The 12,176-nt window shown below is 41.8% G+C and carries 10 protein-coding genes; all 10 read left to right on the forward strand.

Features of this window, described 5'->3' with window-relative positions:
- Positions 1 to 41: 41 nt before the first annotated feature.
- Complete coding sequence (locus ABOA58_RS08795) at positions 42 to 824, forward strand: ribonuclease HII (RefSeq protein WP_350302826.1); 783 nt, start codon at positions 42 to 44, stop codon at positions 822 to 824.
- Between the two features lie 13 nt (positions 825 to 837).
- Positions 838 to 2,757, forward strand: a complete 1,920-nt coding sequence (locus ABOA58_RS08800; RefSeq protein ID WP_350301990.1) for a hypothetical protein — start codon at positions 838 to 840, stop codon at positions 2,755 to 2,757.
- The gene (locus tag ABOA58_RS08805) at positions 2,754 to 3,026 is read left to right on the forward strand and encodes an EscU/YscU/HrcU family type III secretion system export apparatus switch protein (protein ID WP_413016598.1); all 273 of its coding nucleotides are present in this window, start codon (positions 2,754 to 2,756) and stop codon (positions 3,024 to 3,026) included. The genes ABOA58_RS08800 and ABOA58_RS08805 overlap by 4 nt, the downstream gene beginning before the upstream one ends.
- A 492-nt stretch (positions 3,027 to 3,518) precedes the next feature.
- The gene (gene sucC, locus ABOA58_RS08810; RefSeq protein WP_350301991.1) at positions 3,519 to 4,679 is read left to right on the forward strand and encodes an ADP-forming succinate--CoA ligase subunit beta; all 1,161 of its coding nucleotides are present in this window, start codon (positions 3,519 to 3,521) and stop codon (positions 4,677 to 4,679) included.
- 18 nt (positions 4,680 to 4,697) lie between these two features.
- A complete protein-coding gene (gene sucD, locus ABOA58_RS08815; protein WP_241591141.1) occupies positions 4,698 to 5,600 on the forward strand; it encodes a succinate--CoA ligase subunit alpha in 903 nt (300 codons plus the stop codon).
- A gap of 119 nt (positions 5,601 to 5,719) precedes the next feature.
- Entirely contained in the window at positions 5,720 to 6,586 is an 867-nt protein-coding gene (dprA, locus tag ABOA58_RS08820; RefSeq protein WP_350301992.1) for a DNA-processing protein DprA, read from the forward strand.
- A gap of 267 nt (positions 6,587 to 6,853) precedes the next feature.
- Complete coding sequence (topA, locus tag ABOA58_RS08825; RefSeq protein WP_350301993.1) at positions 6,854 to 8,929, forward strand: type I DNA topoisomerase; 2,076 nt, start codon at positions 6,854 to 6,856, stop codon at positions 8,927 to 8,929.
- Between the two features lie 425 nt (positions 8,930 to 9,354).
- Positions 9,355 to 10,662 carry an FADH(2)-oxidizing methylenetetrahydrofolate--tRNA-(uracil(54)-C(5))-methyltransferase TrmFO gene (trmFO, locus tag ABOA58_RS08830; protein WP_350301994.1) on the forward strand — a complete coding sequence of 436 codons (1,308 nt, stop codon included), beginning with the start codon at positions 9,355 to 9,357 and terminating at the stop codon, positions 10,660 to 10,662.
- A gap of 59 nt (positions 10,663 to 10,721) precedes the next feature.
- The gene (gene xerC, locus ABOA58_RS08835) at positions 10,722 to 11,624 is read left to right on the forward strand and encodes a tyrosine recombinase XerC (RefSeq protein ID WP_350301995.1); all 903 of its coding nucleotides are present in this window, start codon (positions 10,722 to 10,724) and stop codon (positions 11,622 to 11,624) included.
- A gap of 20 nt (positions 11,625 to 11,644) precedes the next feature.
- Entirely contained in the window at positions 11,645 to 12,172 is a 528-nt protein-coding gene (gene hslV / locus ABOA58_RS08840) for an HslVU peptidase proteolytic subunit (RefSeq protein ID WP_350301996.1), read from the forward strand.
- Positions 12,173 to 12,176 lie beyond the last annotated feature (4 nt).

A 12,176-nucleotide genomic window follows, 5' to 3' on the forward strand; every position in this document is an offset into this window, starting at 1 on the left:
AGCAAGGCTGCCGATAATTAATATGATGGGTGATAAAGATGATAACTGAAATGAGCATTAAGGAAATCTCCTCAAAGTTAAAGACAATAAGAGAGCCCGAAGATTTATTTTTACAGAAATGCCGGGAGGACGGACGAAAGGGAGTAACCGACTTAGTAAGCAAATGGCAAAGAGCTTATGAAAAAGAACAACAGGTAAGGGATGCTTTCACGGAAATGACGGAGTTTGAACGTCAATTGCGAAAACAGGGGTTTTCCATTCTGGCTGGTATCGATGAAGTTGGAAGAGGACCTCTGGCAGGACCAGTTGTGACCAGTGCAGTAATCTTGCATGAATCTTTTTATTTGCCAGGGCTTAATGATTCCAAAAAGATTCCAGAAGCAAAAAGGGAACTGTTTTATGAAATGATTTTTAAGGAAGCACTATCCATAGGTGTAGGTGTTGTACATAGTGAAGTAATTGATGAAATCAATATATATCAAGCTACGAAAAAGGCAATGGTGGCTGCATTGAACGATCTGTCGGAACTTCCTGATCATTTGTTGATCGATGCAATGGAACTGGATGTGCCGATTCCGCAGCTTTCGCTCATAAAGGGGGACGCAAGAAGCATTAGCATCTCTGCGGCATCCATAATAGCGAAAGTGACCCGTGATAGAATGATGAAGGATTATGGTGAGAAATATCCGGAATATGGTTTTGAAAAGCACATGGGTTACGGGACAAGCCAACATTTAGAAGCGCTCGACACGCACGGGCTTACACCTTGGCATAGAAGAAGTTTTGCACCAGTTAAGGAAATAGCTGCACGAACGAAGGATTAAGGGGGGATGAGTGATGCAATCCATAACAAGCGGTCAACCGTTATTTTCACCCATTGAAATAAAAGGAACTGCGAGTTGGAAAAACGGGCAAATCCTTTTCGGGAAGGTGAATAAGGTTTTTCCTAACCAAACGGCCGAGGTCCAGATTGGCCATCAAAAAATGATTGCCACTCTCGATATCCCGCTTCGAACAGGAGAAAAGCATTGGTTTCAAGTGCAGCACCCAATTAAGGGGGGGCTCGTGTTAAAAGCTTTAAATTCTCCCGATTTGAACGATTCCAGCATAAAGGGAACGGCTGCAAAATTAATCGCTCATCTCGGCATAACGCCCGATCCGTCCGCAACGAAGCTTGCCGAATATCTCCTGACAAATCGCCTCCCGATAACCAAGGAAACTTTTCAGCCCGCCATGCAATGGTTAAAAGCTGTTGATGCTGCAGAAGTCGGTCTGCCTGTAATAAAAACGATGTTCATTCAGCAACTGCCTTTTGTAAAAGATGTATTTGATGCTTTATTTACACAGTCCAAAGGTGAACCTTTCCATAAACTCCTCAGTGGCTTCAAGCAAAAGCTGGAGGATGGTGGGGCAGTAACGAGGACTGCCGTCAAGCTGATGGAAGTATTGAACTCCTTACATGTTGCTAAACAGCACCAGTTTCAACAAATCGGTTTGCAAAAACTAGTGACCACTTGGCTGGATTCCGATTCAAAGCCAGAAATGAAATCCGGTGCATTTTCCCTGCTTCAAAAGACGGGTTTCATACCAAAGGGAATGACGGAATCTGTCTTTCTGGAAAATTTAATTGATGGAGCTGAGATTAGGACAAGTATTGCTAAGAATTCAGCGGTTGATAAACTACACCAAGGATTGCAGCTGCTTTCCGAGGCAAAAAGCGGAGCATTTGCAAAAGTTGAAGAGATCGATACTGCTATTGATCGCATATTGAATGGTCATGAACATGTGGGGGCAAAACTGCCAAATGATATCCACTCGATGCCGAGAAAAAACATTACTGCAGAAAAACTTTCCTCTCTTGCCTTCCATTTACTCCAGAGTTCTTTTACCGAAGCAACAGCTAATAAGGCAGTAGGCGGAAAAATGGAAGTGAATGACCTAATAGGCTACTTGAATAAGGACACAGATCAAGTGGCTGAGTCGAAGGGTAAGGCGGCTGAATTATTGTTCCAGTCGCTTAATAGGCTTCCTGAGGCCCAATACACTAGGAATAATGAGAAGCTGGTCCTTTCACTTGTATTGGAAGCTGAGTTTCAAACAATCGATTTCACCGATGGACCTTCTGTTGCACATCAACTGAAAGAAATGACCAAGATCCTTGGTCTTCAGCTGGAACATGCACTCATTAATCTTTCTGGAGATGATGTGGCGGAGTTCCCGAAGGATTTGGAGACACTTAAACCGCTGCTGCTTAAATTGCTGAATGAACAAATGCCGGCATCTATGAAGGAGATGGCAGAACAAATCCTAAATCGGATTACTGCGCAACAGATCCTTTCACAGGAAAATGGACCGATTCAGAATTTACTCCTTACACTTCCACTCAATCTGGGACCTGCTCAAACGGATCTGACTTTACAATGGAGCGGAAGAAAGACAAAAGATGGAAAAATCGACCCGGATTACTGCCGTGTCCTATTTTATTTAGAATTGGAACGCCTTAAAGAGACGGTCATCGACATGCAGGTTCAAAACCGAATCATCAAAGTGACGGTCATCAATGGGAATGGTGCGGTCCTTGAAGAGGCAGCCGGTCAATATCTTGACATCCTGAGGGAGAATCTCGAAAAAATGGATTACAGATTGTCAGGGGTTTCCTTTGTAAATCCCGTGAATGAAAAAGAGCGGGACCAAGGGGTGAAACCGATTCCTTTTTCAGAAGCCGGTTCGTATAGTGGAGTGGATATTCGAATATGATGAATGATAAACGAAAAGAAGCGATTGCCTTAAAGTATGATCAAAAGACATCTAAAGCGCCCGTCATATTGGCGAAGGGAAAAGGTAAAACGGCTGAAAATATTCTGGAAAAGGCGATGAAACTGGATATACCGGTCCAAAGGGACGAATCGCTAGCTGCACTTTTAGGTCAATTGGATATAAATCAAACGATTCCGGAAGAATTGTATGGAGCTGTTGCGGAGGTATTCGCATTCATTTACAAAGTTGACAAGGACATGAGTCGGTAGTTTCCTAATTTATCCAGGTTATATCACTAACTGGAATACTGTTGGTTTATGTAGAATACTAGGGAAATCACTGACGAATTTTCATTATATTAAAAAAATACTAAAGTATTTGCAAAAGGACAAGGCCATGGCTTTGTCCTTTTGCTTTTCTTTTGAATCAAGACAAGGATAATTGTAATTTATCAATGAATCGACCTCTGGTTTAATATATTGAAAAGGCTTTCATAGAGGCGTTTTTAGAAGATTTATAACTGTAATGACTTTTTTGAAAATAGATTTTCAGAACCAAAATATATGAATTTAATAAGAAAAAAACACAATGGTGAAGAAGGTTTTCTCCATTTTAAACATGGGTTTAGAAGTATATTATAATAATATTTTAAAAATTATGTGAAAGAAAATTATGCACGAAGGAGAATTTTGTTGTAATATGGTAGAGAAAACACGCATTAAATTTCAAAGTTGTTTTTTAGTAGATAAGGAGGATGGGAAATGAATATCCATGAGTATCAGGGGAAAGAGATATTGCGACAATACGGGGTATCCGTTCCAAATGGCCGGGTTGCCTTTACTGTTGATGAAGCAGTGGAAGCAGCGAAGGAGTTAGGTACGGAAGTTGTTGTCGTCAAAGCTCAAATTCATGCGGGTGGCCGCGGGAAAGCCGGCGGAGTCAAGGTAGCGAAGAATCTTGATGAAGCGCGTACATATGCAGAAGAGATTCTTGGCAAGACATTGGTGACCCATCAAACAGGTCCTGCAGGCAAGGAAGTTAAGCGTTTACTTATTGAAGAAGGCTGCGACATTACAAAAGAATATTATATCGGGCTGGTCCTTGACCGTGCTACGGACAGTGTCGTATTGATGGCTTCTGAAGAAGGCGGAACGGAAATTGAGGAAGTGGCTGAAAAGACACCAGAGAAAATTTTCAAAGAAGTAATCGATCCGGTTGTCGGCCTGACTGGTTTCCAGGCACGGAGGATTGCATTCAATATCAATATTCCGACTTCACTTATAAATAAAGCTTCCAAACTGATGGTTAACTTATATACAGCTTTCGTTGATAAAGATTGCTCAATCGCAGAAATCAACCCATTAGTGGTAACTGGCGACGGCGATGTAATGGCGCTTGATGCTAAATTGAACTTCGATGATAATGCGATTTACCGCCATAAAGACATCGCGGAGTACCGTGATTTGGATGAAGAGGATGCGAAAGAGATTGAAGCATCAAAACATGGCCTTAGTTACATATCGCTTGACGGAAATATCGGATGCATGGTTAATGGTGCCGGTCTTGCTATGGCGACGATGGACATCATTAAACATTATATGGGAGATCCGGCTAACTTCCTTGACGTTGGTGGCGGCGCCACTGAGGAAAAAGTGAAAGAGGCTTTCAAAATCATCCTATCCGATCAAAATGTTAAAGGCATCTTCGTTAATATCTTCGGAGGAATCATGAAATGTGACATCATCGCTACAGGCGTCGTGGCTGCTGCTAAAGAGCTTGGCCTGGATGTCCCTCTTGTTGTTCGTCTTGAAGGAACGAATGTGGACCTTGGCAAAAAGATTCTAAAAGAGTCAGGTTTAAATATTACGTCTGCTGAATCAATGGCAGATGGAGCACAAAAAATAGTATCACTTGTAGGATAATAGGCAGGGGGGAACATAATGAGCGTTTATATTAATAAAGATACGAAAGTGATCGTTCAGGGAATCACTGGTGCAACAGCATTATTTCATACAAAACAAATGTTGGAATACGGCACGAAAATCGTTGGAGGAGTCACTCCGGGTAAAGGTGGAACAGAAGTGGAAGGGGTACCTGTATTCAATACAGTTTCCGAAGCTGTCACTGAAACCGGCGCGAATGCATCTGTTATCTATGTACCGGCTCCATTTGCTGCCGATGCAATTCTAGAAGCCGTCGACGCAGAACTTGATCTTGTCATTTGTATCACGGAACATATTCCTGTCCTGGATATGGTCAAGGTTAAACGCTACATGGAAGGCAAAAAAACTCGCTTGATCGGACCGAACTGCCCAGGTGTCATTACTCCTGAAGAGTGTAAGATTGGTATCATGCCAGGGTATATCCACAAAAAAGGCCATGTAGGTGTAGTTTCACGTTCTGGAACTTTGACGTATGAAGCCGTTCACCAATTATCGCAAGCAGGCATTGGGCAATCTTCGGCTGTCGGCATCGGTGGAGATCCCGTTAACGGAACGGATTTCATTGATGTTTTGAAAGCGTTCAATGAAGATCCGGAAACACATGCGGTGATCATGATTGGGGAAATCGGTGGAACGGCAGAAGAAGAAGCAGCAATCTGGGTGAAGGAAAATATGACTAAGCCAGTTGTTGGTTTCATTGGTGGCCGTACGGCTCCAGCCGGTAAACGCATGGGTCATGCTGGTGCCATTATCTCAGGAGGAAAAGGGACTGCTGACGAGAAAATCCGCGTTATGAACGAATGTGGAATTAAAGTTGCCGAAACTCCATCCGTAATGGGTGAAACATTGATCTCCGTCTTGAAAGAAAAAGATATTTACGAACCTTGTAAAACACATTGATTCAAGCTTGGCCGACCTTTTTTTGGGTCGGCCTTTTTTTCCTCCACTTTCCTCGGGAGACACCAAGTGCATCACTATCAACCTACTTTTAAAAAATATCCGATTAGGGGCGTTTCCAATTGAATAAAAGAGAAAAGTTAATCCATCTCCATCATTGCCGCGGAGCAGGATGGAAAACAATCCAAATAATCATGTCCAAAGACCCGTCATTATCTTCCCTGTTCACGACGAATCACGCTGAATGGGCAAAAATGCTCCCTATCCCTTCAAATAAGCTCAACCTCTTTCTCAAAGATTTACATTCACTCAATACCATCGATAAACTTAAATTATACGAAGATAGCCAAATTCATTGTTTGACGATCTTCGATGATGAATACCCTTTTTTGCTGAAGCAAATATTCGATCCTCCGTGGGTTCTTTATTTTAAAGGCGATAAGAGGCTTTTAACAAGGAAGAATACGCTAGGTGTTGTTGGAACGCGTAAGCCAACCTCGTATGGTCTGGAGGCCTTAAAAACGATTCTATTACCGCTTGTAAAGAAAAAGTTCGTGATCATAAGTGGAGTGGCGGCTGGAATCGATGCAGAGTCACATAAGATCACATTAAGCGAAGGCGGAGATACGATTGGGATTTTAGGAGGGGGGCTTATGCAAATATATCCAAAATCCAATGTCCCCCTTGCTGAAGAAATCAGCAAAAAAGGCTTGCTTATATCTGAGACTCCACCGGAAATGAGGGCGGAACCTTGGATGTTTCCGCTTCGGAATCGAATCATCAGTGGATTATCACAGGGAGTATTCGTGGTCGAGGCAAAAGAAAGAAGCGGATCCCTTATTACGGCACAAGCTGCATTGGAACACGGCAGGGATGTGTTTGCACTTCCTGGTAATGTTACGAGCCCTGAATCGCTGGGGACCAATCAATTGATTTCTGATGGTGCCAAACTTGTTTTGAGTGCCAGGCAGATCGAGGAAGAGTTTTGAACAATATAATATAGAAGATAGACGGAGAATCAAACGGGAAAATAAAGAAAAAAAGGTGGTTTTTTAAAAGGATGGGTTGAATTATTAGACAAAAAGGTTGAAAATATTGTAAAACTGTTATAAGTTTTGCAAATGGCACCTCTTGTCAAAATACCTATAAATAAATGAATCAGCATGCTTTGAAAAGTAAAGAGGTGTTGACAAATGTTTTTTGAATGATTAATAATAGTGAAGATTTATATTACCTCTTTGAGGAGGATTTATTGGATGTCAGAATACTTAGTGATTGTGGAATCGCCCGCAAAGGCGAAAACAATAGAACGTTACTTGGGAAAAAAATATAAAGTAAAGGCTTCCATGGGGCATGTACGCGATTTGCCTAAAAGTCAAATGGGTGTCGATGTTGAACATGAATATGAACCTAAATATATAACTATCCGCGGCAAAGGCCCGGTTTTAAAAGAATTGAAAACCGCTGCAAAAAAAGCGAAAAAAATCTATCTCGCGGCTGACCCCGACAGGGAAGGGGAAGCCATTGCTTGGCACTTGGCCCACAGTCTTGATGTTGACGTTAACTCAGATTGCCGCGTGGTATTCAATGAGATCACGAAAGAGGCTATCAAAGAATCATTTAAATCACCGAGGCCAATAAATATGAAATTGGTTGATGCCCAGCAGGCAAGAAGGGTCTTGGATCGTTTGGTCGGATACAATATAAGCCCGCTTTTGTGGAAAAAGGTGAAAAAAGGCTTAAGCGCGGGACGGGTCCAATCGGTTGCTGTACGGATGATCATTGACCGGGAGAAGGAGATCAAAGATTTTACCCCTGAAGAGTATTGGACAATCAAGGCTGATTTTGTAAAAGGAAAAGAACAGTTTGAAGGTTCCTTCTTCAGCATTGGCGGTGAGAAGAAGGAGTTGAATAACGAAGAGGACGTTAAAAAAGTGCTCGCTTCTTTAAATGGCGGCGAATTTACGATAGGAGCTGTGGCTAAAAAAGAAAGAAGGCGCAATCCAGCCGCTCCTTTTACGACTTCTTCCCTGCAACAGGAAGCGGCACGTAAATTGAATTTCCGTGCAAAGAAAACCATGATGCTTGCTCAACAGCTTTATGAAGGAATCGAGCTTGGCAAGGAAGGTACAGTCGGGTTAATCACTTATATGAGAACCGATTCGACCCGGATTTCCGATGTTGCGAAAGAGGAAGTCCATACCTTCATTCAAAATAATTATGGTAAAGATTATGTTCAGGTTGAACAGCGCAAAGAGAAAAAACAGACTAATGCCCAGGACGCCCATGAAGCGGTCAGGCCAACAAGCACATTACGTGAACCGGGTGTAGTCAAGGAATTCTTATCCAGAGATCAATTCCGTCTTTATAAATTGATTTGGGAACGATTCGTTTCTAGTCAAATGTCTTCGGCGGTCATGGATACGATGAGCATCGACCTGCATAACGGGGATGTCATCTTCAGGGCAAATGGTTCAAAAATTAAATTCCCAGGTTTCATGAAGGTATATGTTGAAGGGTCCGATGACTCGGTGGAAGAAAAGGAAAATGCACTTCCTGATGTGAAAAAAGGGGATCAATTCTTTTCAAAAGATATCGAGCCGAAGCAGCATTTCACACAGCCTCCGCCCCGATATACTGAAGCCCGTCTTGTCAAAACCCTAGAGGAACTGGGAATAGGCCGTCCTTCTACATATGCTCCTACCTTGGATACGATTCAAAAACGGGGCTATGTTACCTTGGATAATAAACGGTTCATACCGACAGAGCTTGGTGAGATCGTTCTTGAATTGATACGCGAATTCTTCCCGGATATTCTTGATGCAGAGTTCACTGCCAAGATGGAACAGGAATTCGACAGCGTCGAGGAAGGCAGTATCGAATGGATAAAGGTCATCGATGAATTTTATAAGGAATTTGCAGTTCATTTGGCTAAAGCCGAAGTCGAGATGGAGAAAATTGAAATCAAGGATGAACCTGCAGGTGAAGATTGCGTGGAATGCGGACATGGGATGGTCTTTAAGATGGGGCGTTATGGAAAGTTCATGGCATGCAGTAATTTCCCGGATTGCCGTAACACAAAGCCAATCGTTAAAGAAATCGGTGTTAAATGCCCAAAATGTAAAGAAGGAAACATCATTGAAAGGAAAAGTAAAAAACGCCGCATATTTTACGGGTGTGATACCTATCCTGGCTGTGACTTCATATCTTGGGATAAACCGCTGCCGCGGAGTTGTCCAAAATGTGAAGGTACACTTGTTGAGAAAAAACTCAAAAAAGGCGTCCAGGTACAGTGCATGGATTGTGATTTCAAAGAATTGCCCCAAGCATAGAAAAGGCCGTGAAATCGTTTACTATCATTGTGAACTATCGAAAAAACCTAAATATAAATTGACTCGGCATCTGCCGAGTTTCTTTATGTTCAGGTAAGTATGATATCATGATAGTATGTGGATTTACTTCCAAGAAGAAAATGGATAAAGCTTGAAACTTTTTTATTTAAGCCATGTGATGTAAAATTCAGTGGACAAGTACATTCCTTTAAAGATATAATTCCTATTTGTGTCCGTTATCCTTTTTAGAAGAAATGGATTGCAGGAAGAATGCCGGCTATCTGGCATATTCTTTAATTATCGTTAGCAGGAATGAGTATTTCGGGTATAAATACATAGATATCGTTAAAAATGAAATTTTTATGAAAGCAGTTTTAATGATAAATGATCCTGTCTTATCATATCTATACATGGAGGTTCGAAAAATGAAAGAAACAAAAGTAAGTGTAATCGGTGCTGGGCTTGCTGGAAGTGAAGCGGCGTGGCAGTTAGCTAAAAGAGGAATTAAAGTCGATCTATATGAAATGCGCCCTGTAAAACAAACGCCAGCCCATCATACCGATAAATTCGCTGAACTTGTTTGTTCCAATTCACTTCGGGCAAATACGTTAACAAATGCAGTTGGTGTATTAAAAGAAGAAATGCGTATTCTGGATTCGGTCATCATGTCCGCAGCAGATGCTTGTGCTGTACCGGCTGGCGGTGCTTTAGCTGTTGATCGTCATGAATTTGCCGGTCTTGTTACGGAAAGGGTCAAAAATCATCCGAATGTAACGGTCATCAATGAAGAAGTGACGGAAATCCCGGAAGGTCCTACCGTCATTGCAACCGGTCCGCTTACAAGTCAGTCACTATCTGACAGCTTAAAGCAAATCATGGATGAAGAATACTTGTACTTCTATGATGCTGCCGCACCAATTCTTGAAAAAGACAGCATCAACATGGATAAAGTATATTTGAAATCCCGCTATGATAAAGGCGAAGCAGCTTATCTGAACTGTCCGATGACGGAAGAAGAGTTTGACCGCTTTTATGAAGCATTGATTGCTGCTGAAACAGTTCCACTTAAAGAATTCGAAAAAGAAATCTTTTTTGAAGGCTGCATGCCAATTGAAGTGATGGCATCACGCGGGAAGAAAACGATGTTATTTGGACCATTGAAGCCTGTTGGCTTAGAAGATCCAAAAACGGGAAAACGTCCTTTTGCTGTAGTTCAATTGCGTCAAGATGATGCGGCAGGAACACTTTACAATATTGTTGGTTTTCAGACACATTTGAAATGGGGGCCGCAAAAAGAAGTATTGCAGCTCATTCCTGGATTGGAAAATGCGGAAATTGTCCGTTATGGAGTTATGCATCGAAACACCTTCATAAACTCACCTAATGTTTTGAAGCCTACGTACCAATTCAAGAATCGGGATAATTTATTCTTTGCCGGTCAGATGACTGGCGTCGAAGGATATGTAGAATCGGCTGCATCGGGCTTGGTTGCAGGTATCAATGCTGCGAGGATCGTTCAAGGATCGGATCCTATCATTTTCCCAGCAGAAACGACGATGGGCAGCATGGCAAGGTACATAACTTCGACGAATGGCAAGAGCTTCCAGCCGATGAATGCAAACTTTGGATTGCTTCCAGACCTTGAAGTGAGAATCAAATCCAAAAAAGAGCGGAATGAAACACATGCTAAACGCGCTTTGGACACAATTCAGAACTTTGTGAAAAATTTGTAAAATATTTGCCTGCTGTTTTAAAGTATGATACTATTTATTAGCCTTTGCGAGGTGTTTCCATGATTAATCAAAAAAAGGCATTATCATCCTTCATCGAATATTTACAAATTGAAAAGAACAGTTCACATTACACCATTGAAAATTACAAACGTGATATTCACGAATTTTTTCTGTTCCTTAATGAACAGGGCATTGAGGACATCACGTCCGTTGAATATCTTGATGTCCGGTTATATTTAACGAATTTATATGAGAAAAAACTTTCTAAGCGCACTGTAGCAAGGAAAACTTCTTGTTTGCGGAGCCTTTATAAATTTTTACTACGTGAAGGTGATGTGAAGGATAATCCTTTTTCCCTTGCTTCTTTACCTAAAAAGGATCAAAGACTGCCACGTTTTCTTTATGAGAAGGAAATGGATCAGTTGTTTTCTTCTTTAAATAAAGATTCACCGATAGGAATAAGGAACAATGCCTTACTGGAATTATTGTATGCTACAGGCATTCGCGTAAGTGAATGTTGTGAGATTAAACTGCAGGATATCGACCTTTCCTTAGGGACGGTACTGATCCATGGAAAAGGAAAAAAAGATCGCTACGTTCCGGTTGGTAGATATGCACAGGAAGCGATAGATTTATACATACGTTCAGCCAGGATGGAATTGACTTCGTCTGACGCCAAGGCGCATGTTTATTTATTTGTTAATTTTCGTGGAGACCCTCTGACACCTAGGGGAGTTCGCTATATATTGAATGAATTGATTAAAAAGTCAGCCGCAGATGGAAGTCTTCATCCCCATATGCTAAGGCATTCGTTTGCTACACACCTATTGAATAATGGGGCGGACATTCGCACGGTTCAGGAATTGCTTGGTCATTCAAAAATTTCATCAACGCAAGTGTATACGCATGTTACAAAAGACCAATTGAAAAAAGTCTACAATGCATCACATCCGCGGCCTTAAATGTTGAAAGGGGACACTTTATGACAACGATATTTGCAGTGCATCATAAAGGTGAATGTGCCATGTCCGGTGATGGGCAGGTTACTTTAGGAAATTCAGTAGTGATGAAGCATACAGCGAGGAAAGTAAGAAAAATCTTTAATGGTAATGTCCTTGCAGGTTTTGCAGGTTCCGTTGCAGATGCTTTCACTTTATTTGAGATGTTCGAAGCTAAACTTGAAGAGTATAATGGCAATCTTCAGCGCGCTGCCGTCGAAATGGCAAAGCAATGGAGAAGTGACAATGTATTGAGGAAGCTGGAAGCCATGTTAGTCGTGATGGATAAGAAACATTTACTGCTCGTTTCTGGCACCGGGGAAGTAATTGAACCGGATGACGGGATTCTCGCCATAGGATCGGGAGGGAATTATGCATTGGCTGCCGGCAGGGCATTAATGCGGTTTTCCAGCGACCACCTATCGGCAAAGGAAATCGCTCAATCATCTTTACAAATTGCAGCGGAAATTTGTGTATTTACAAATACGAATATAATCGTGGAAGAGTTGTAAGGAG

This window comes from Peribacillus frigoritolerans (assembly GCF_040250305.1).
Classification (GTDB): domain Bacteria; phylum Bacillota; class Bacilli; order Bacillales; family DSM-1321; genus Peribacillus.

Bases quoted from the DNA above. Each gene is read 5' to 3' on its own strand.
- topA (WP_350301993.1), top strand. From the start codon at position 6,854: ATGTCAGAATACTTAGTGATTGTGGAATCGCCCGCAAAGGCGAAAACA.
- sucC (WP_350301991.1), top strand. From the start codon at position 3,519: ATGAATATCCATGAGTATCAGGGGAAAGAGATATTGCGACAATACGGG.
- trmFO (WP_350301994.1), top strand. From the start codon at position 9,355: ATGAAAGAAACAAAAGTAAGTGTAATCGGTGCTGGGCTTGCTGGAAGT.
- xerC (WP_350301995.1), top strand. From the start codon at position 10,722: ATGATTAATCAAAAAAAGGCATTATCATCCTTCATCGAATATTTACAA.
- ABOA58_RS08805 (WP_413016598.1), top strand. From the start codon at position 2,754: ATGATGAATGATAAACGAAAAGAAGCGATTGCCTTAAAGTATGATCAA.
- sucD (WP_241591141.1), top strand. From the start codon at position 4,698: ATGAGCGTTTATATTAATAAAGATACGAAAGTGATCGTTCAGGGAATC.
- hslV (WP_350301996.1), top strand. From the start codon at position 11,645: ATGACAACGATATTTGCAGTGCATCATAAAGGTGAATGTGCCATGTCC.
- ABOA58_RS08800 (WP_350301990.1), top strand. From the start codon at position 838: ATGCAATCCATAACAAGCGGTCAACCGTTATTTTCACCCATTGAAATA.